The sequence below is a fragment of the Pseudomonas sp. rhizo66 genome (assembly GCF_031931925.1).
In the GTDB taxonomy this organism is placed as follows: Bacteria; Pseudomonadota; Gammaproteobacteria; order Pseudomonadales; family Pseudomonadaceae; genus Aquipseudomonas.
The window spans coordinates 74,692-95,903 of sequence record NZ_JAUJWZ010000001.1 but is presented as its reverse complement, the minus strand read 5'-3'; the positions used below and the strand labels follow the sequence as shown (position 1 = coordinate 95,903).

At 60.8% G+C, this 21,212-nt stretch carries 17 protein-coding genes and 2 riboswitches; of the genes, 10 read left to right on the top strand and 7 right to left on the bottom strand.

Annotated elements, in window-relative coordinates; genetic code table 11:
- Window positions 1–46 precede the first annotated feature (46 nt).
- The 6 genes from QZR14_RS00320 to cobW form a co-directional block, all read right to left on the bottom strand.
- Window positions 47–1,606, bottom strand: a complete 1,560-nt coding sequence (locus tag QZR14_RS00320) for a TerC family protein (RefSeq protein WP_311995557.1) — start codon at window positions 1,604–1,606, stop codon at window positions 47–49.
- A gap of 378 nt (window positions 1,607–1,984) precedes the next feature.
- Window positions 1,985–3,631 carry a phospholipase D-like domain-containing protein gene (locus QZR14_RS00315; protein ID WP_311995556.1) on the bottom strand — a complete coding sequence of 549 codons (1,647 nt, stop codon included), beginning with the start codon at window positions 3,629–3,631 and terminating at the stop codon, window positions 1,985–1,987.
- Between the two features lie 174 nt (window positions 3,632–3,805).
- A complete protein-coding gene (locus tag QZR14_RS00310) occupies window positions 3,806–4,546 on the bottom strand; it encodes a vWA domain-containing protein (protein WP_442967363.1) in 741 nt (246 codons plus the stop codon).
- Entirely contained in the window at window positions 4,471–5,472 is a 1,002-nt protein-coding gene (locus tag QZR14_RS00305) for an ATP-binding protein (RefSeq protein WP_311995555.1), read from the bottom strand. The genes QZR14_RS00310 and QZR14_RS00305 overlap by 76 nt, the downstream gene beginning before the upstream one ends.
- A 239-nt stretch (window positions 5,473–5,711) precedes the next feature.
- Complete coding sequence (gene cobN / locus QZR14_RS00300; RefSeq protein WP_311995554.1) at window positions 5,712–9,560, bottom strand: cobaltochelatase subunit CobN; 3,849 nt, start codon at window positions 9,558–9,560, stop codon at window positions 5,712–5,714.
- A 3-nt stretch (window positions 9,561–9,563) separates the two neighbouring features.
- Window positions 9,564–10,634 carry a cobalamin biosynthesis protein CobW gene (cobW, locus tag QZR14_RS00295; protein WP_311995553.1) on the bottom strand — a complete coding sequence of 357 codons (1,071 nt, stop codon included), beginning with the start codon at window positions 10,632–10,634 and terminating at the stop codon, window positions 9,564–9,566.
- Window positions 10,635–10,733: 99 nt separating this feature from the next.
- Window positions 10,734–10,945, bottom strand: a riboswitch (cobalamin riboswitch).
- Between the two features lie 350 nt (window positions 10,946–11,295).
- On the opposite strand from cobW, the gene QZR14_RS00290 reads away from it, so the two are divergent.
- The 10 genes from QZR14_RS00290 (at window position 11,296) to cobM (ending at window position 20,185) form a co-directional block, all read left to right on the top strand.
- The gene (locus QZR14_RS00290; protein ID WP_311995552.1) at window positions 11,296–12,048 is read left to right on the top strand and encodes a 2OG-Fe dioxygenase family protein; all 753 of its coding nucleotides are present in this window, start codon (window positions 11,296–11,298) and stop codon (window positions 12,046–12,048) included.
- Window positions 12,048–13,328 (top strand): hypothetical protein, encoded by a 1,281-nt coding sequence (locus QZR14_RS00285; RefSeq protein WP_311995551.1) that lies wholly within the window; start codon window positions 12,048–12,050, stop codon window positions 13,326–13,328. Before QZR14_RS00290 ends, QZR14_RS00285 begins: the two co-directional genes overlap by 1 nt.
- Window positions 13,325–15,745, top strand: a complete 2,421-nt coding sequence (locus QZR14_RS00280) for an ATP-grasp domain-containing protein (protein ID WP_311995550.1) — start codon at window positions 13,325–13,327, stop codon at window positions 15,743–15,745. The genes QZR14_RS00285 and QZR14_RS00280 overlap by 4 nt, the downstream gene beginning before the upstream one ends.
- Window positions 15,742–16,659, top strand: a complete 918-nt coding sequence (locus QZR14_RS00275; RefSeq protein ID WP_311995549.1) for a sugar phosphate isomerase/epimerase family protein — start codon at window positions 15,742–15,744, stop codon at window positions 16,657–16,659. Before QZR14_RS00280 ends, QZR14_RS00275 begins: the two co-directional genes overlap by 4 nt.
- The gene (locus tag QZR14_RS00270) at window positions 16,649–17,341 is read left to right on the top strand and encodes an AzlC family ABC transporter permease (RefSeq protein ID WP_311995548.1); all 693 of its coding nucleotides are present in this window, start codon (window positions 16,649–16,651) and stop codon (window positions 17,339–17,341) included. The genes QZR14_RS00275 and QZR14_RS00270 overlap by 11 nt, the downstream gene beginning before the upstream one ends.
- On the top strand, window positions 17,334–17,660 hold the full coding sequence (locus QZR14_RS00265) for a hypothetical protein (protein ID WP_311995547.1): 327 nt from the start codon (window positions 17,334–17,336) through the stop codon (window positions 17,658–17,660). The genes QZR14_RS00270 and QZR14_RS00265 overlap by 8 nt, the downstream gene beginning before the upstream one ends.
- 34 nt (window positions 17,661–17,694) lie before the next feature.
- Window positions 17,695–17,916: riboswitch (cobalamin riboswitch) on the top strand.
- Between the two features lie 123 nt (window positions 17,917–18,039).
- Window positions 18,040–18,237, top strand: a complete 198-nt coding sequence (locus QZR14_RS00260) for a CbtB domain-containing protein (protein ID WP_093430890.1) — start codon at window positions 18,040–18,042, stop codon at window positions 18,235–18,237.
- 11 nt (window positions 18,238–18,248) lie between these two features.
- Complete coding sequence (locus QZR14_RS00255; protein WP_311995546.1) at window positions 18,249–18,947, top strand: CbtA family protein; 699 nt, start codon at window positions 18,249–18,251, stop codon at window positions 18,945–18,947.
- A complete protein-coding gene (locus tag QZR14_RS00250) occupies window positions 18,944–19,357 on the top strand; it encodes a cobalamin biosynthesis protein (protein ID WP_250605353.1) in 414 nt (137 codons plus the stop codon). The genes QZR14_RS00255 and QZR14_RS00250 overlap by 4 nt, the downstream gene beginning before the upstream one ends.
- Window positions 19,358–19,438: 81 nt before the next feature.
- A complete protein-coding gene (gene cobM / locus QZR14_RS00245) occupies window positions 19,439–20,185 on the top strand; it encodes a precorrin-4 C(11)-methyltransferase (protein WP_250605354.1) in 747 nt (248 codons plus the stop codon).
- 189 nt (window positions 20,186–20,374) lie between these two features.
- Here the strand turns inward: cobM and nfuA are convergent, their stop codons facing one another.
- A complete protein-coding gene (nfuA, locus tag QZR14_RS00240; RefSeq protein WP_003225494.1) occupies window positions 20,375–20,959 on the bottom strand; it encodes a Fe-S biogenesis protein NfuA in 585 nt (194 codons plus the stop codon).
- Between the last annotated feature and the right edge of the window lie 253 nt (window positions 20,960–21,212).

Sequence of the window (21,212 nt, the reverse complement as noted above, 5' to 3'; positions counted from 1 at the left end):
AACAAGCTCGCGAAGAGGCCGGCACAGTCAGTAGAGAACTGAAGTATTAAGCGGCGGCACGCACCAACAACACCCGCGTTACCCGCCGCTCTTCCACGGCTTTGACCGTCATCTGCCAGCCCTCAAGCTCCAGACGATCACCAATGACCGGCAGGCGATCCAGCAGGCTCATCACCAACCCGGCCATGGTCTGATAGTCCTCGGTCGCCTCCGCGCCAAACCCGGTGCGTTGGCGCACCCGCGCCAGGTTCAACCCACCACTGACCATAAAGCCGCCCTGCTCCTCGACCACATCCGGGCCTTCGATTTCGCTGGCATCCGGCAACTCACCGGCAATCGATTCGAGAATGTCGGTCATGGTCAACACACCGACAAAATCACCGAACTCGTTGACCACAAAAGCAATGTGCGTCGAAGCCGCGCGCATCTGCTCAAGCGCATTGAGGATCGAATAACTGTCGAGCAGGTTGAGGGTCTTGCGTGCCAAATGTTCCAGGTTCGGCTCGGCACCGGCCAGGTACTCCTTGAGCAGTTCTTTCTTGTGCACAAAGCCCAGCGGCTCATCCACCGCACCGTTGCGGATCAACGGCAGACGCGAGTAGGACGAGTGCATCAAACGCGTACGAATCGCCTCGCGATCTTCGGCCAGATCAAGCGTGTCGACATCGGCGCGCACGGTCATCAGCCCGCGAATCGGGCGTTCGGCCAGTTGCAGCACGCCGCTGATCATCACCCGCTCGCGACGATCGAACAGTTCGGCATTGGGCGCGTCGCCGTCGTCCAGCAAGTCGGAAATCTCTTCGCCCACTTCTTCCGCCGCCAGTTTGCGCCCGCCCAGCAAGCGCATGACCGCGTGCGCCGTGCGTTCACGTATCGGCCGCAGCCCTTGCATCGAGCGCTTGCGGCGAGCGCGGGCGATCTGGTTGAACACCTCGATCAGAATCGAAAAACCGATGGCGGCGTACAGATAACCTTTCGGAATGTGGAAGCCCAGACCTTCAGCCGTCAGGGCAAAACCGATCATCATCAGGAAGCCCAGACACAGCATGATCACCGTCGGGTGCGCGTTGACGAAGCGTGTCAGCGGTTTGCTGGCGACAATCATCAAGCCGATCGAGATGATCACCGCGATCATCATCACCGCCAGTTCATCGACCATGCCCACGGCCGTGATCACCGCATCGAGGGAGAACACTGCGTCGAGCACCACAATTTGCGCGACGATCGGCCAGAACATCGCATAAGCGGCGTTGGTCGTGCGTTCGCCGATGTGGCCCTCAAGGCGTTCGTGCAATTCCATGGTGGCCTTGAACAGCAGGAACACACCACCGAACAGCATGATCAGGTCGCGACCGGAGAAGCTCTTGCCGAACACCTCGAACAATGGCTGAGTCAACGTCACCAGCCAGGAAATACTCGCCAACAGGCCAAGACGCATGATCAGCGCCAACGACAGGCCGATAATCCGCGCACGGTCACGCTGATGCGGTGGCAGTTTGTCCGCCAGAATTGCGATGAACACCAGGTTGTCGATACCCAGCACCAGTTCCAGCACGATCAATGTCAACAAGCCCAACCAGGCTGTGGGATCCGCTAACCATTCCATAAAACGTCTCTATCTCTCTCGATGAATTCAGGCTGCCGGACACGGCAAAGCGCAACGCGAAGGCTCTGGGGCCGCGTTGGCAACGATATTCGGATGTCGGAAAACCGGATGCTGCGAGTGCGTCAAGACCGCGCCATGGCGCGAGGGGAAGCGGTAACTGGGAGGCTCCGAGAGGGTGTTCATGTAGGTCCTGAATGAAAAATGGCCTTGGAGCGTACGGCTTTGGGAACATTTCCTACAGCGGCAAATCATTTCAAAATCTGTAACAGCCTTCCAGATTTCCCTGTAGGAGCTGCCGCAGGCTGCGATCTTTTGATCTTCGCTTTAAGAAAACAAGATCAAAAGATCGCAGCCTGCGGCAGCTCCTACAGGACGGTGTCAGCGCCCCGCGAAGCGCAACCGTGACAACTGCCGCAAATCCCCTTCGCTGTAATAGTCATTCGTCCAACGCTCATCCACCGCCAACGGACTCACCTGCTTCAACGCCAGTTTTTTCGCGAAATAGCGAAAGCGATAATGCTCATAAAACCGCAGCAGCTCCAGCCCGTAACGATCCGCCAGATCGGTGTCGCCGCGAATGATCAGGTAGTTTTCGTCATTGCCGTTACTGGCCGAAGCGCTGAGGTTGTGGCTGCCGCTGATGATCGTCGGCGTGTCCGTGGTGAAGTCGGTGACCACCGCTTTGGTGTGCACCAGTAGATTACCTTTCTGGCCCTTCATGTTCTCGCGCAGCCAGCCTTCCAGCCCGGTGTTGAGCAGCGCCGTGGCGGCGAATTCGGCGCTGCGATCGGCGTGGAATCCGGTAATGCGGCTGGCGGTGTTTTGCAGGCCATAACGCAAAATGTCGTCGTGGGGCTGGCCGAGTAACGCGTTAAGAATCGCGTCCGGCAGCGAGAACGCGGTGACAAACAGCACGTCTTTTTTTGCCGCGCTGATAATCCGCACAAACGCCTGCAAATCCGCCCCGCCGGTACGCGGTGAGAACCCGGCGAACAACGGTTGCTGCGGGTTCATCGGGTTATGTTCGGTAATCCAGTCACGGGTTGCGCCGACATCGTCCGGCTGCGCCCAGATCTGCTCGAACGTCTGCAGATAACTCGCGGCGATCGATGCATCATCCAGCACATGCACCACGTTGGCCTGCCGATAAACCCCATTGGCGGTGAAATTGGTGCTGCCACACAGAACCGCTTCAGGCTGATGAGTGCCACTGGCATCGACACGACTCAGAACCATGAATTTGTTGTGAAAGATGTTGTGGGTCACTCGCCCACGCTTGTTCGCCACAGGCAATGCCGCCAGGCTCGCTTCGTTGATCGTAGTGTCTTCGTCATCCGCGCGGGCGTGATACAGCACCCGCACCTGCACGCCCCGCGCGAACGCCGCGTTCACCGCATCGACGATTGCCTGCAACTGATACTCGTAGATCGCGATGTCCAGCGCCCACTGACCATCGAGCGCACGCTCGATAAACCCGAGCAACCGTGCGAGCAAGCCGTTTTCCAGCCATTGTCGTGGCGCGTCGGGCCAGGCTTCGATGGGCATATTCTTGTTGGCGCTGATCAGTGCGTCCAGCTCGGGGAACTTGCGCTGGAATGCCTGACTGGCAGCAACGGCGCGATTGAATATCACGCTTTGATTGCTCGGGTGACCGTCATCGGAGGCGATCGTCAGCTCCAGCGACTCGCCCAACTGCACGGCATCGGCGGTGCCGTAGGCCAAATGCACGCGATAGTGGAGAGTCATGCCCGGATTGACCGCGTAATCGGCCCAGCGAAATTTTTGCAGCGGCGCGATATCGCTCGGTGTGGCGTGGAACTGCGGGAACGTATGGGCCTTGCCAGGGAACGTCAGGCTGTTGAACAGGAACAACCAGGGTTTGCTGCCCTGCTGTTTTTCGATGGCAAACCCCAGCAGGCCTTTGCGCCGGGGCTCGGCCAGATCCATGGCCAGCAGCACGCCGTTGGTGCCGGCATAGGCTTTGACGCGGAAGTCGTCTTGGGGGTTTTTGACCAGCACGCGCATCGTTCACTCCTTGTGATTGGGCTGGGGGCAGCATAGTGCAGTGAGGCGGGTTTTGGTGTTCCTGACCGGGTACCGAGTCGATGCGTTCGCGAGCAGGCTCGCTCCCACAGTTGAACGCATTCCAAGGTGGGAGCGAGCCTGTTCGCGATGAGGCCCGAGCAGACACGGAAAGTATCAGGGCGAAATCAGCTCATCGATATGTCGATACTCGGCATCCAGCGCCATCGCCAGATCCTTGGCCCGACCCAACCGAATCGGCCCACGCTCGATATCGATCAACAACCCCGGGCACCCCAGCGCCGACAATCCCGAGCACTGTTTCAAACGCCCATCGGTCACCACCAACAGCCTCTGCTGCTCGGCGGGAAAGCGCTTGCGCCGCAGCGTCAGCCACTGTTCTGCCTGCTCCAGCGCCGCCAGCAACGGTGTGCCGCCGCCTGCCCCCAAAGCCTCCAGCCAGGCACGCAAGCCGCTGGACGCTTTCAATCCCTGCACCTGCCATTTCGGCGCCGAACCGCTGGCCGTCAGCAAAGCCAGTCGCGCCCGTTGGCGGTAAGCCTCATCGAACAGTTGCGCGAGCAGACCTTTGGCATCGCTCAAGGCGTGATGGCGCCGGGTCGACGCCGAGGCATCGACAATGACCAGCCACAGTTCATGCGGTGAACGCGTGCGCAGTTGAAACAGCAGATCTTCACGCGTTCGAGGTCGCCCTTTGAGCAACGTGCCCGGCCAGTTCACCGTGCCACTGCGGGCGGTATGGCGCTTGCCTTGGCGTCCGTTGTCCAGCCGGCCAGCGCGGGGTCTGGCATTCGCCCCCGCGTCTGATCGGGGGCGAATGCCTAAGGCTTTTTTGGCCAGCTCGGCACTTCGCGGCGGGCGCCGGTGGCGAGCGCAGGCGCCGGCATGTCGCCCCACTGCCCTTGCCCTTCACTCGGTGAAGCCTGAGTCGCGGCCGGCGACTGTGCCGGTTGCGGCGGGCTCGACGGCGCTTGCTCACGGCGCCGATGGCGCAGGGCAAACTCGGCCACGGCGTCGATGTCTTCCTCGCCAATCACCCCTGCCCCGCGCCATGCCGCGTGGGCACGCGCCGCGCGCAACCAGACCAGATCAGCACGCAGACCATCCACCCCGGCGGCGAAACAACGCTCGGTGATCTGCGCCAGTGCGGCATCGTCCAGCGCAATGTTGGCCAAGGCACCACGAGCGTGTTCGCAGCGCGCACGCAAGGCTTGCTGCTCGGTTTGCCATTGTGCGCAGAACGCTTGCGGGTCGCTGTCGAAATCCAGTCGGCGACGGATGATCTGCCCACGTTCGGTCGGTGCCGTGTGGCCACTGAGGGCGACGTTCAGGCCAAAGCGGTCGAGCAGTTGCGGACGCAACTCGCCCTCTTCCGGGTTCATCGTGCCGATCAGCACGAACTTCGCTGAATGCCGATGGGAAATGCCGTCGCGCTCGACCAGATTGGTACCGCTGGCGGCAACGTCGAGCAGTAGATCCACCAAGTGATCGGGCAGCAAATTGACTTCATCGACATAGAGTACGCCGCCGTCAGCCTTGGCCAGCACACCCGGCGAGAACTGCGCACGCCCCTCGCTCAGGGCGGCGTCGAGATCGAGGGTACCGACCAGACGCTCTTCGGTGGCGCCCAGCGGCAAGGTGACGAATTGACCGCTGGCAAGCAGATCGGCCAGGCCCCGGGCCAGGGTGGATTTGGCCATGCCGCGCGGGCCTTCGATCAGCACACCGCCGATTTTCGGGTCAATGGCGGAGAGGCACAGGGCGAGTTTCAGGTCATCGGCGCCGACCACGGCGGAGAGTGGGAAATGCGGGGTGTCGGTCATTTGGGTTTTCTCTGTCGTGGTCTTTGGTGTGCTTAAGTGTTGTGGTGTGTCAGTCGGGGTGGCCCTCACCCTAGCCCTCTCCCAGGGGGAGAGGGAACTGATTGCGGTGTTCTTGCAAGTTGCGCCGACCTGAATTATCGAGTTGACTTCGATTCTGAACAGTACACAAATCGGCTCCCTTCCCCCCTCGCCCCCTTGGGGGAGAGGGCTGGGGTGAGGGGGTGACTTTCCTGAGGACGCTACATATCTTCCTCAATATCCAGCAGCAGATTCTCCAGCGCTTCTTTATAAGCCCCCGGTTCCTGCCACATCCCCCGCTGCTGGGCCTCAAGCATGCGCTCGGTCATGTCCCGCAGCGCATGCGGATTGTGCTCACGAACAAATTCCCGCGTTGCCGGATCCAGCAGATAAGCGTCGGCCAACAACGCGTACTGGTGGTCATCGATCAACTGCGTCGTCGCATCGAACGCGAACAGGTTATCAACCGTCGCGGCCATTTCGAACGCGCCTTTATAGCCGTGGCGCTTGACCCCGTCGATCCATTTCGGATTGGCCGCCCGCGAGCGGATCACCCGGTTCAGCTCTTCTTTCAGGGTGCGAATCTTCGGCAGATCCGGCTGGCTGTGATCGCCGTGATAACTCGCCGCCGCTTCACCGCGCAGGCTTTCCACGGCAGCGAGCATGCCGCCCTGGAACTGGTAGTAATCATTGGAATCGAGCAGATCGTGCTCGCGATTGTCCTGATTCTGCAGCACCGCTTGTACCTGACTCAGGCGCTGAACGAACTGCTCGCGCGCAGCGGTGCCCTCATCAGCTCCGCCATAGGCGTACGCGCCCCAGCTCAGATAAACCTCAGCGAGATCTTCGCGGCTTTGCCACAAGCGACCGTCGATGGCGCCCTGCACACCTGCGCCGTACGCGCCGGGTTTGGCGCCGAAGATCCGCCAACCCGCCTGACGCCGCGCGGTGTCTTCATCAAGGCCCGATTGCTGCAGTGCCTCGCGCTCGGCACGCACTTTCGCGGCCAACGGGTTGAGATCATCCGGCTCGTCCAGCGCGGCTACCGCTTGCACGGCAGCGTCGAACAGGCGAATCAGGTTGGCGAAAGCATCGCGGAAAAACCCGGAGACTCGCAGCGTGACATCGACGCGCGGACGGTCGAGCAGGCTCAGCGGCAGAATCTCGAAATCATCGACGCGCTGACTGCCGGTGGCCCACACCGGACGCACGCCCATCAACGCCATGGCCTGGGCGATGTCATCGCCGCCAGTGCGCATGGTCGCGGTGCCCCACACGGATAATCCGAGCTGGCGCAGGTGATCGCCGTGGTCTTGCAGGTGCCGTTCCAGAATCAACGTCGCCGACTGGAAACCGATACGCCACGCAGTGGTGGTCGGCAGGTTACGCACGTCGACCGAGTAGAAATTGCGCCCGGTGGGCAGGACGTCGAGGCGACCACGGCTGGGTGCACCGCTCGGGCCGGCAGGGACGAAGCGACCGCTGAGGGCGTCGAGCAGACCGCGCATTTCGGCGGGGCCGCAGGCATCGAGGCGTGGGGCGACGACTTCGCGCAGATTGTCGATGATTGCACTGACCTCCGCCCACGCCGGTCCCTGTGGGAGCGAGCCTGCTCGCGAAAGCGGTGGATCAGGTAAATCTTTAGCGACTGACACGACGCCTTCGCGAGCAGGATCGCTCCCACAAGGGATTTGCAGGGACTCGCAGATCAACGCAGTGGCAAACAGTTCGAGGCGTTCGCGGGTGTCGCCGGCGGTGCGCCAGACTTCGTCGCTTTGCGATTGCAGTGCTTCGGGACGAGGGCCGGTCCATGGATCGGCTAGCGCGCAATCGAGTGGATCGAAACCGAGTTCGAATGCTTTGGCCAGCGCCCGTAACAGACTCGATTGCGCGCCCTTGCCGTCACCCCGTGGAATGCGCAGCAACGCCAGCAACGTATCGATGCGCAGACGCCCGCTCGGTGATTCACCGAAAATGTGCAAGCCATCGCGAATCTGCGACTCCTTCAGATCACACAAATAGGTATCGAGGCGCGGCAGCCAGATCGCCGCATCGGCGTCGCTGTCCAGCGCCGCATCGAGTTGCAGCTCACGGTCGATCTGCGTCTCGCGCACCAATTGCAGAATGTCGCGCTGCAACTCACGAGCGCGGCGCGGATCAAGCAACTGCGCCTCGTAATACTCGTCGGCCAACAGTTCCAGATTGCGTAACGGCCCGTAGGTTTCGGCACGGGTCAGCGGCGGCATCAGATGGTCGATGATCACCGCTTGTGTGCGCCGTTTGGCCTGAGCGCCCTCGCCTGGGTCATTGACGATAAACGGATAAATGTTCGGCAGCGGCCCGAGCAGCGCATCCGGCCAGCAGTTCTCCGAAAGGCCGACGCCTTTGCCCGGCAGCCATTCGAGGTTGCCGTGTTTGCCGACGTGGATCACGCCATGGGCGCCGTAGGTATTGCGCAACCAGAAATAGAACGCCAGATAAGCGTGCGGCGGCACCAGATCGGGGTCGTGATAGACCGCGCTCGGATCGACCTGATAACCGCGCGCCGGTTGAATGCCGACGAAGGTCAGGCCAAAGCGAATGCCGGCAATCATCATCCGCCCGTCGCGGCACATCGGGTCGTTTTGCGGCGCGCCCCAGCGTTCGATCACAGCGCTGCGATTGGCCTCGGGCAGCGCGTTGAACATCGCCAGGTAGGCGTCCATCGCCAGGCTTTGCTGGCACGGGCGCAGATCAATCGTGTCGAGATCATTGCTGACGCCGCCGAGCAGTTGCTGGATCAACGCGGTGCCGCTACTTGGCAGCTCTGCCGTAACCGGATAGCCCTCGGCCTGCAACGCCCGCAGAATATTCAGCGCCGCTGCCGGCGTGTCGAGACCGACACCATTGCCGATGCGTCCATCGCGAGTCGGGTAATTGGCGAGGATCAGCGCGATGCGCTTTTCGCCATTCGGCACCCGCGCCAGATCGATCCAGCGCCGCGCCAGTTCGGCGACAAAATCCATGCGTTCGGGTTGCGCGCGGTAGCAGACCACATCGGACTGACTGCGCTCGCTGCGCCAGGCCAGGTCCTTGAAACTGATCGGCCGACTGATGATGCGCCCGTCGAGTTCCGGCAAGGCAATGTGCATGGCCAGATCCCGTGGCCCTAGGCCTTGCTCGCTGTCGCGCCAGCCGGGCTCGTTGTCCTGCGCGCAGATTGCCTGAATCACCGGGATGTTGCGGCGAAACGGCCGCAAGTGCGGCGCTTCAGGACTGGACTGGGCAAACCCGGTGGTGTTGAGAATCACCCCGGCCTCGACCTCGTCCAGCCAGTCCTCGACCACCGCCAGGCAGCCGGGCTCTTTCAAACTGGCCACCGCAATCGGCAGCGGATTCAGCCCCGCCGCCTGCAAGCGCTGGCAGAACACATCGATAAACGCAGTGTTCGCCGCTTGCAGATGCGAGCGGTAAAACAACACCGCCGCGACCGGGTGCTCGGGCAGCCATTCGGCTTGCCAGTCACTCAGTGCGGCGGTGGTTTTGTTCGGGTGGTAAATCGCCGTGCGCGGCAGGGTTTGCGGTTCTTCCCAAGCATAATCGCGAGCCAGCCAGCGGTTGGCCAGACAGCGGAAGAAATCCAGCGCATTGCCCAGGCCACCCTGACGCAAGAACTGCCAGAGGCGATCACGATCCACGGCGTTGACGGTGCTCAAGTCACTGAGTTCCGGATCAGGACGGTCATCGCCCGGCACCAGAATCAGCTGCACACCACGCTCAGACAGTTCGACCAGACGCTCGACGCCGTAACGCCAGTAAGCGATGCCGCCGTGCAACGAAATCAGAATGACCTTGGCATGACGCAGCACTTCGTCGACGTACAGATCGACCGAAGCGTGATTCTGCACCTGCATCGGGTTGGCCAGACGCAGGCTCGGGTAATCCTCGGGCAATTGCTGCGCGGCCTCGGCGAGCAGCGCCAGACTGGAGTCGCCGCTGCACAGGATCACCAGCTCGGCGGGGGTTTGGCCAAGGTCGGCAATGTTGTCATCCGAGACGAAACCGCCGGGCTGGGTCCTGAGCAGGTGCATGGCTTAAACGCTGAGCGCGGCGCGCAGTTGCGCTTCGAGTCGGGCGGCGTCGAGTTCCTGGCCGATCAGCACCAGACGCGTGACGCGCGCTTCATCGGCGCCCCACTGACGGTCGAAATGCTTGTCGAAACGCGTGCCCACGCCCTGGATCAGCAGACGCATTGGTTTGTTCGGGATGGCCGCGAAACCTTTGACACGCAGGATACCGTGCTGAACCACCAGTTGCGTCAGGGCGTCGAGCAGCAGGCTTTCGTCGGCTTGCGGCAGTTCGATGGAGATCGAATCGAAAGCGTCGTGATCGTGGTCATCGTGGTCGTCATCACCGTCGTGGTGATGATCGTGATGGCTGTGACGGCTGTCGATGTGTTCCTCGGACCCGGCGCCGAGGCCGATCAGCACGTCCAGCGGCAGACGACCGTTGCTGGCTTCGATGATTTTCACTGCTGGCGGCAGCTCTTCGGCGACTTCGGCGCGGACACGAGCGAGGTCTTGCGCGCTGGTCTGGTCGGCTTTGTTGAGGATCACCAGGTCGGCGCTGGCCAGTTGGTCGGCGAACAATTCGTGCAGCGGCGATTCGTGATCGAGGTTCGGGTCGAGTTTGCGCTGGGCATCGACCTGATCCGGGAACGCGGCGAAGGTGCCAGCAGCGACGGCCGGGCTGTCGACCACGGTGATCACCGCGTCAACGGTGCAGGCGCTACGGATTTCCGGCCACTGGAAGGCTTGCACCAGCGGTTTTGGCAGGGCCAGGCCCGAGGTTTCGATGAGGATGTGGTCGAGGTCGCCACGACGGGCAACCAGTTCGCGCATCACCGGGAAGAACTCTTCCTGAACGGTGCAGCACAGGCAGCCGTTGGCCAACTCGTAAACGCGGCCGGTGGCTTCTTCTTCGGTGCAACCGATGGTGCATTGCTTGAGGATTTCACCGTCAATGCCCAACTCGCCGAACTCGTTGACGATCACCGCGATGCGACGGCCCTGCGCGTTGTCGAGCATGTGCCGCAGCAGCGTGGTCTTGCCCGAGCCAAGGAAGCCGGTGACGATGGTGACGGGGAGTTTGGCCAGTGTTTTCATCGGTATGCCCTTTGGCAAGCGGCGGGCATACGGGACGAGTACCGGCAACGCGCGTGCGCGCCGGAAGCATTCGCCACCGGATCACCCCGCCCGGTTGTAGTGAGAATCTGTGACGAGGCAGGTCTCCTGGCTGACGGCGTTCAGGCGCTGGGCCTGGCGTTGGCTGCGCCTTCCCGCTGGCTCATCGATTGAGCTGGCAGTGGCATGGCAGCGAACATCACCGTTCACAGTTGCGGGGGCAGCCGCGGCATTGACCGCGTTCCCTTCTTAGCTCCGGCATACGCCGGAGAACCTCGAATGCGCAAGGCTACGCATGCACGGCAGGCGGGTCAACGCCTGGATCATTGTGGTTATAAGGGCACCAACTTTTTCATCTAATGATCGCGAACACTTCTCACTTAAAAAGTAGTTGTAAGTTATGTCTTACATGCCCTATCCGTTACATAAGAAAACTACCACCGCGTTAAACCCTGAAATAGAGCGGCCGCGTGCATTCGATTACATATCTTTACAAAAACCAAATTGATAAATCAATACAAGATATGAACGATGAGTTCGCACAAGGACTATGAGTCTCTCAAGAAAGGATTTCTTGCATGGCTGATTATTATCAGTATTTGATCCTGCCTGTTTCTTTCCTGCACCCATGGGTATCCACAACATGAGTGCCGGTAACGCGTTACGGCTTGCAAGTGATGCCGGACTAAAGGAACTTTCCGAACTACTGCGCAATTGCCACTATGCGCACAGCGCCCATTATCCAGCATTGGATGTAGCACTGCTGGGACGCGAAGCATGCCGGGCATTCAATGCAACCTGGGAGCATTTGCATACCGACGCGTATCTCAGCGCAGAGAACGGTCTTCGCGAACGACGCATCTGCAAGTTCCAGTATCGCCAACGGGAACGCCAGTGGACGGCGCTGCAAGACTGCCACTTTTTTCAAGCCGAGACCGACAACCCGCTGTTGGGCGGGGTGCAGCGCACCTACACCCGCTGCGAGGCGACGTTCATTGACTCCCCGGTTCTGCAGACACTGCTGGCCGCCGACCTGGCACTGATGGACATGGCGCTGGGCCCGCGCGACTGGCTCGTGACCTGCCATCAGTTCCGTATCCTCTGCGATCAAGGCAATGCTGGCCAGGCCACCCCTGAGGGCCGACATCGCGACGGGCACGATTTTGTCTTTCAACACCTCATTCAACGCCAGCATGTCATCGGTGGCGAAAGCCGGATATTTGATGAAGAAGGTGGCCAAGTATTCAGTGCAACTTTGACTGACTATCTGGAAACCGTCGTCTTGAATGACCGAATACTTCTGCATGAAGTTTCCCCACTGCAAACATCGAGCATTAATTCGGATCGCGGCAGTCGCGATATGTTGATTATCGACTTCGACCTGGCGGACTACTAATGAATCATTCGACTCATGCACTTTCAGTCAGCTCCCCCCTCGCGCATAACTTCATCATTGAACAGTTTCAACAGGCGTGCGCACGAAGAACTTCCACACTATCGCTGACCGCCAATGAAAACATATTGTCCGAGACTGCACGCACGCTAGGACAGAATCGTCATTACGAGCGTTACTTGTTCAATGCACAGGCCATTGACGGTCAATGCTATGCCGCCGAATTCAATGGTATGCAGGTCGAACACTTCCCCGAAGTCGAAACATTAAAGGCTTTGGCGACCCAAGCCGTGCAGGCGATGTTCAACGCGCCGTTCGTCGAATACCGCGTACTCTCCGGCGTGCACTGCACGCTGAGCGTGCTGGCCGCCCTGACCGAGCCGGGCGACTGCGTATTATCACTGGCGCCCGAAAGCGGCGGGCATTTCGCAACCGGGCCTCTGGTGCAGAAGATGGGCCGGCACAGCGTCTTTTTGAAACTGACGGCTGACGGACAAATTGATCTCGGGGATGTTGATCGGCAACTCCAGGCGTGTGGTGTACAACCGGCAGCCGTACTGCTCGACCACGGTCTGACCACACGGGCAATCGCCCTTAAACCACTGCGCGCGCTGCTGAACCGCCGGGGCTTTGAGCGGACACTGATCATCTACGATGCGTCGCACACTCTGGGCCTCATCGCCGGGAAGGCCTTTCCCAACCCGCTTGACGAGGGGGCGGACATTCTTCAAGGCAACACCCACAAATCCCTGGCAGGTCCGCACCGGGCACTGATCGTCTGCCGGCGTGCCGATCTGGCCCAGCGGATCGAGCAAACGCTCAGCGGTGCGCTGGTGTCCTCGCCCAATCTGCCCGGTCTGCTGCAACTGTTCGTCAGCCTGCTGGAAACCCAGCGCTACGGCCAGGCCTACGCCCAACGTATGTGCGCCAATACTCGCCAGTTGCACGACGCACTCGCCGACCTGCCGGGCTGGACGCTGCACCCCTCCGACACGCACCTGCTGTTGCTCGAAGGCGAACGGGCCCGGCAAGCGGCGCAGCAGCTCAATGAACTGGGGATCCGGATCAACAATAAACAGATCAATGGCCGCGACTGCCTGCGCTTCGGCCTGCAGGAAATCACTCGTCTGGGCATCAGCAGCGAAGACCTGGATGCCTTGGCGCACATCATTCGCAATGTCTTGAGCGGTGGCGCCAACGGCGTGGACCGGATTCGTCTGGCTCACATTTGCCAGCGCCTGAACCGGGTCCACTACAGCTTCGATCAGGAGGTTGGCGAATGAGTGCAGCGGCCTGCCTGATCATCGGCAATATTCGCGACGGAGAATACGAGGGCCTGATTGCCGAGGGCATCACCCCTTTGCTGATTGCCGATAGTCGCAAAACCAGCAAGATCGCCGATGCGAAACAGATCTCGCCGGTGGCGCTGTACGACTTTTCCAGAGGGCTGACCCCGGATCTGATCCAGCTGACGCAACAGTTGCTGGACGAGCACGGCTTCACCAGTGTCCTGAATTTCCGTGAAGGTTATGTCGCGATCACGGGGCGGCTGTGTGCGGCGCTGCCGGCGCTGGCCCACCTGCACCGTAACGTGGAAAACACGCTGGACAAGGTGCTACAACGCCAATGCTTCCAACAGTCGCGCAACCTGGATCTGCACGTGGTCTCTCGCCAGGTGCGTATCGATGACCTGCTGGCGCGCCCGGGCGAGCTGCCCTACCCGTTCATCCTGAAGCCAGCGAACCTTTACAGCAGCCTGTTCGTACGCTGCATCGACGATCAGCAGGATCTGCTCGACTACGCCCGTCATGAATGGCCGGCGCTGCAGCGCTATGTGGCGGGCAAAAGCCGCGAAACCGATCAACTGCTGCTGGAGGAATTTCTCCAGGGCTCCAACCATTCCATCGATTGCACGATTGCCGCCGATGGCACGATCAGCAGTTTTCCGATCGTCGATGTGATTGCCGGCGTCGATATCGATCGCGGTGACTTTCACCATTTCGCCCGCTACACGCCGTCGCTGCTGGAGCCCGACGCAGCGCTGAAGGAGCGTTGCCATCGCCTGGCCCATGACGCCGTGAAAGCGTTAGCGCTCAAAGGCACGTTTGCCCATGTCGAGTTCATTCTCACCCCCCGCGGGCCAAGAGTCCTCGAAGTCGGCGCACGCCCCGGCGGCAGCCGGATTCATGTGATTCGCCAAGCCTGGGGGCTGGCGCTGGATATCTGCTACCACCGTGCTCTGTCCGCCGAGCCCCTGCCCAGCGCCAGCGAAGCGCCGGATGCGTTCGGCATCGCCACCCCTTTCGCCCGCACAGACCGGCTCTATGACGGACTGCACGGCGCCGACCGGATCTGCCGCTTGCCAGGTTTCCAGCGTTGGTATGCCTACGTCACTCCGGGCGAAGCCATCGGACCGGTCAGCAACGGTTTTCAGAACTACCTGTACATCGAGTTCAGGCAACCCGACACCGCCCGCCTGCGACAATCCTTGCTCGCCGTCAGCGACATTGATGTCTATGGCGAACAGCCCACGGCGGCGAACACCAAACACATTCTGCTCATCGGCGGGCGTGATTCGGGACTGGATTGGGATACTGCGCGGCAGTTTCGATTTACTCTCGTCCAGCAACCCGGCGAGTTATCTGACTATCAGCGCGAGCGCGCAACGCTACTGCTGACGCCTGACATTGCCGATCTGCCGGCCTACAGCACGACGGTAGAACGGCTGCACCGGCAATCGCCATTCGATGCCGTGGTTTCGTTTTCGGAACTGGGCCTGCTGCCCGCGTCACACTTGGGCGAACGTCTGGGCATCGTCCACAACAACCTGCGCAGTGTGGAAGTCAGTCGCGACAAGCTGCTGTTTCGCCAATTGCTCAAAGGCAGTCGCTACGAGTTGCCCACTGCCGCTATCAACCATGGTGCCGAGGCTCGCGCTTTCGTGCTGCGCCATGGCCCGGCCATCGTCAAACCCGTCAACGGTTCGGGCAGCCAGGGTGTCTATGCCATAGACAGGCCCGAGGATGTCGACCACATCTCGCTGGAGGGAAACAATCTGATCGAGGCCTTCGCCAGCGGCGACGAATACAGCGTTGAATCCCTCAGCCTGGATGGCCAGCACCGGATTCTCGGCATCACGCGCAAATACACCAGCGGTGCCCCCGGTTATGTCGAAACCGGGCATGACTTTCCTGCCGGGCTCGACGAGAAAACCGCCGCGCAGATCGAAGAAGCGGTGCTGTGGCTGCTCGGGCGAATGGGCAACCGCTGGGGCCCGGCCCACACGGAAATCAAGCTGGACGGTTCACGCCTGCAATTCATCGAAACCCAGACCCGCTTCGGCGGTGACCAGATCTGGGAAATGGTCTGGAAAACCACCGGGGTGCATTTGGCAGCGAGCACCATCGCCGCGATGACCGGCACGTCACTGCCGACGCCCGAGAAAACCTACACCAAAATGGCGATCCGCTACATCGAGGCGGCCCCGACCGCCGATCCGCAACAGCTCCAGGCACGCCTGCTGCAACACCCGTTTGCATTACGCGTGAACCTCAACCCCGACAAGTTCGGCCAGAGCATCAGCCGTTCCGCAGACCGCCACGGCTACACGCTGCTGGGCTGCAGCGACGCCGACGACCCGGCGGACTTCAACGCCGCGATCACCCACCCAGAGTTCACTACGCAAGGACCAGCGCAATGACCCGTAAAGACCCGCTATATCACATCGAAGGCCCGATCAGCGCTCACTTCCCGATGATCTCCTTTTCCACCAATGTCTACGACAACCCTGCAGACATCCTTGGTTCGATCACCGATCTGGCCAGACATTTCCAAGCGGTCGAGTTCGAGATCGGCGAAGACGCCGAAAAAACCTTCTGGTCGCTGAGCGCCGAAGACCGGTCCGAGCTTGCCGGGAAAATCCGCAGCTTCGCCGAACACAATGGCATCACGCTGACCGTCCACGCCGGATGGTGGGGTCGCCAGTACAACCTGTGCTCCCCGGATTTGACCGAACGTGCCCAAGCGGTGGACTGCCTGAGTGCCGCCGTGGAGTTTTCCCACGAGGCCGGCGCCACCAGCGTCACTTTTCATCCCGGCTACAAAGATCAACTGGAAAACGGCGAACTGCTGGACAACCTGATAGTAGCGATCAACGAGGTGACCAAGCGCTGCAACACCGATGGCATCGCCCTGTGCCTGGAGAACATGGGCGGTCAGCGGCCGAAATTCCCGGTCTTCACCGTCGAGGAACACCTGCGCTTTCACAAGGAGACCGGGTGCTTCGTGACCATCGACGTGACGCATTTGTGCTCACTGCTGCCGTATGGTGAAAGCCTGTTCAAAGCCATTGCCGATCTGGCGCCGGTTACCCGGCATCTGCACATTGCCGACCTCAACAACACCCACCATCAACATCTGCCGATTGGCGAAGGCAACTTGCGCCTGAGCGATGTGCTCAATCGCTTCGCGGTCAACGGCTATCGGGGTGTGGCCGTGGTGGAAGAGTTCATTCCGCGCTTCTCCACCGAGTACTACCTGGAAAAAGCCCTGGCCTACAAGAACGGCGTAGAGCAATTGCTGGCCGGCTCGCGGCACAGCACTCATGCTGGTTGAGTCGAACCTGGCAAAACCGGCGTCGCGCAGCGAGATCGCGACCGGTATCCGCGATGCGCTACCGTTCGTCTTCTCGCTGCTGCTGACCTTCACCCTGATCGGCATGCTCGGGCGCCGCCATGGTCTGGATCTTCCGGCCATGGTGGTTTTCAGCGGTACGGTAATGGCCTCGCCGTTGCAACTGACGCTGCTGGAAACCCCGGCGCACCTGCTTAACGCCTTTGGCGTGCTGGTCTCGGCGCTGAGTATCAACTTGCGTTTTCTGGTCTTCACACTGAGCCTGAAATCCAGCCTCCAGGGCCCGGTCAAAGCGTTCGTCCCCGCCCTGGCGGTGATGGCAAATGCGGCTTTCACGTTGATGTCGATCCGCAAGGATCAGCAACCGATCAGCCGCCCGTATGCCAACACCGTGTGCTTTCTGCTGTACGCCGCCGCCCTGCTTGGCACCGTGGGCGGGTATTGCTTCGCCAGCGTGGCCGACAACGCAGTGATGGATCACGTCAGTGTGGTGATCGCGATTTTCATCAGCGCTTCGCTTGGCAAGATGGCCCGCGACCGTCACAGCTTCCATGCGCAATGGATTGCCGGCCTGGCCACCGCCGCGAGCTTGCTGTGGCTGGGCGAGGTCAGCTTGCTGCTGGTGCTCGCCATCACCGTTCTGACGAGCTATGTCTATGATTGAACCTGGTACTTTCTGGCTGTACGTACTGATTTGCGCGCTGGTTTCGATCGTATGCCGCTTGCTGCCGCTTGCCGTCGATGTCGAACGGCTTTCGGCAACTGCCCGCGCTTTCATCGATCGTCTGGGAAAATACACATCGGTGGCGATGCTCGTCAGCCTGCTGGCGGTCTCACTCTACCCTTTGGCCAGCCAGCACCTGACGGCCATGCCATGGATCCTGCCGGTGGCGTTGGCGTGGCTGCTGAGCCTGACGCGAATCAAATCCTATTATGCGTTCCTGATGGCGCTGGGGGTGTACGTCCTGCTGATCATGCGCTAGGCGCCGATTGACTCAAATCCCCCGCCCATGCTCTCCTACACAACTTGTTACGGGTGCCCTTCACAGGGTGAAACGGGAAACCGGTGAATCATGTGCTTTACTCAAGCCCATGTCAGTCCGGTGCTGCCCCCGCAACGGTAAGCGAGCGAAGCGTCAAAACCACTGTGTCAGCAAGGCATGGGAAGGTGACGCTTGCAGGTCGGCCTGACGCCAACCCCTCGTGAGCCCGGAGACCGGCCCGCAACACACAGCCCGCATTTGTGCGGCGCTGCACATAACAAACCCGCGGTGGGCGGGCGCTGTTCGAACCTCTGCGAGCCCAGCCCGCCGGGGTTTTCATGCGCTCTATTCACCCGCTGACACTCCAGAGGGAAGCGCCATGTCGATCATCAGCAGCACCGGCAGCAACACGGACAAAATCGCCAGCACCACCACCCTGAGCCAACGCCTGACCGCCGCGATCTTCGCGTCGATCCTCGGCGCCAGTCTGGTTTACTTCGCCGGTTTCTCGCACATCGAAGCGGTGCACAACGCTGCCCACGATACCCGCCACAGCGCCGCGTTCCCGTGCCACTGAGGCCTGCCGACATGATCAAGCGTATCGCGCAAACTGCAGGTTTCACCGGTCTGCTGGCCGCCCTGCTCCTCACCTTACTGCAAAGCTTCTGGGTTTCGCCGCTGATTCTGCAGGCCGAAACTTTCGAGAAATCCGAGCCGATAGCGGTTCACGAACACGCCGCTGGCGTGGCTGCGCACAGCCACGATGCCGAAGCCTGGGAGCCGGAAGACGGCTGGCAGCGCGTGGTTTCGACCACGGGTGGCAATCTGGTGGTGGCCGTCGGTTTCGCCCTGATGCTTGCGGGCCTGTACACCTTGCGCGCACCGACCAAAACTTCACAGGGCCTGCTCTGGGGCCTGGCCGGTTACGCGACGTTCGTGCTTGCTCCTACCTTGGGCCTGCCGCCTGAACTGCCCGGCACCGCTGCGGCCGATCTGGCTTCGCGGCAAACGTGGTGGATCGGAACGGCTGCTTCAACCGCTGCCGGCCTGGCCCTCATCGTGTTCAGCCGTCACTGGCTGATGAAACTGCTGGGCGTGGCAATCCTCGCCGTGCCGCACGTGATTGGCGCGCCGCAACCGGAAGTGCATTCGATGCTCGCCCCCGAAGCACTGGAAGCTCAGTTCAAAATCGCTTCGCAGTTGACCAACGTCGCGTTCTGGCTGGCCCTGGGCCTGATCAGTGCCTGGTTGTTCCGCCGCAAAAGCGATGGCCAATACCCCGCATGACCGATGACCGCGCAGTGCCGACCCTGGTCGTCGGCCTGGGCTGCCAGCGTGGCTGCCCGGCCAGCACCCTGCGCGCGTTACTCGATCAAGCGTTACAGGCGCATCGCATTGAGCTTGAGGCGGTGAAGGCGCTGGCCAGCATCGACTTGAAGCGTGACGAGCCGGGCCTGCAAGAACTTGCTGCACAACTGGCCCTGCCCTTGCTGTACTTCAGCAGCGACGAGTTGGCCAGTTACCAACAGCGGCTCAGTCACCATTCGCAAATCGCTTATGAACGCACCGGTTGCTATGGCGTCGCCGAAAGCGCGGCACTGGCCCTCGCCGAACAGCTGATTCAGGCCCCGGCAAAACTGCTGATTTCCCGGCAGAAATACGCTCAGGCCACGCTGGCATTGGCCGGCGCGGCGTAAAATCCCGATAATCCTCGCCATTGATCATGAGCGTTGTTCATCTGCAACGCGGTCGTGCCCTCTTTTACTCAGGATTCAACGATGACCGTCTACTTCATCGGCGCCGGCCCCGGCGACCCGGAACTGATCACCGTCAAAGGCCAGCGGCTGATCCGCAGTTGCCCGGTGATTATCTACGCAGGTTCGCTGGTGCCGGCGGCGGTGCTCGATGGCCATCAGGCGGAAACGGTGGTAAACAGCGCCGAACTGCATCTGGAACAGATCATCGAACTGATCAAGACCACGCATGCCAAGGGCCAGGATGTGGCGCGGGTGCATTCCGGCGATCCGAGCCTGTATGGCGCGATCGGTGAGCAGATCCGTTACCTGCGCGAGCTGAATATTCCGTTCGAGATCATTCCCGGTGTAACTGCCACCGCAGCCTGTGCGGCGTTGCTTGGCGCGGAACTGACCCTGCCGGACGTGTCGCAAAGCGTGATTCTGACCCGCTACGCCGAGAAAACCGCGATGCCGGCAGGCGAAGAGCTGGGCAGTCTGGCGCAGCATGGCGCGACCATGGCGATTCATCTGGGCGTTAACCATTTGCCGAAGATTCTGGTGGAACTGCTGCCGCATTACGGCGCGGATTGCCCGATTGCGGTGATTCACCGGGCGACGTGGCCAGATCAGGATTGGGTGGTGGGGACGCTGGCGGATATTGCCGAAAAGGTTGAGGCCAAAGGGTTTCGGCGTACGGCGTTGATTCTGGTGGGCCGGGTGTTGGGCAGTGAGGTTTTCAGCGAGTCATCGTTGTATCGCGCCGGGCATGCGCACATCTACAGGCCTTGAATTGGAACGCAAAGCGTCCCGGGCTGCATTCCCACGCAGAGCGTGGGAACGATCAAAGATCGCAGCCTTCGGCAGTTCCTGCATTGAAGTGTAAATCCCTGTAGGAGCTGCCGAAGGCTGCGATCTTTTGCTTCACGCATAAAAAAACGGCGCTCACGGGGCGCCGTTTTTTATGTCGCAGCGAACACCTTAGTAGTAGGCGTTTTCTTTCTGCGTGTGGTCGGTCACGTCGCGAACGCCTTTGAGTTCAGGAATACGCTCGAGCAGAGTGCGCTCGATGCCTTCCTTCAAGGTCACGTCCGCCTGGCCGCAGCCCTGGCAACCGCCACCGAACTGCAGCACGGCGATGCCGTCTTCAACCACATCGATCAGGCTGACCTGACCGCCGTGGCTGGCCAGCCCCGGGTTGATTTCGGTTTGCAGGTAATAGTTGATGCGCTCGTTGACCGGGCTGTCGGCGTTGACCATCGGAACTTTGGCGTTTGGCGCCTTGATGGTCAGCTGGCCGCCCATGCGGTCGGTGGCGTAGTCGACGACGGCGTCATCGAGAAACGCTTCGCTGAACGAATCGATGTAAGCGGTGAAGCTTTTCAGCCCCAGCGCGGTGTCTTCAGGCTTTTCTTCGCCCGGCTTGCAGTAGGCAATGCAGGTTTCGGCGTACTGGGTGCCAGGCTGGGTGATGAAGACGCGGATGCCGATACCCGGGGTGTTCTGCTTGGAGAGCAGATCGGCCAGGTAATCGTGGGCGGCGTCGGTAATGGTAATAGCGGTCATGGAAACTCCTCGCAGGCTTGGGCGCAGTTTACGCCAAATGACGCGGCTGACAAAGTCCTAGTATTTTTGTCGGAAAATGCCGGATTCGTCATTCCACCCAGCGCCTCGCGGCGTCGTCAGGCCTGCTTCCTCCAGCGGACTGCCACGTAAACAAATGGATACTGAAACAAGCACCAGGCATATATATGTATGCCTCGGGGATTTTTTCGGCCGATATATTCACCGCCTTCGTTTATTTGCAAGTTTCCATCGC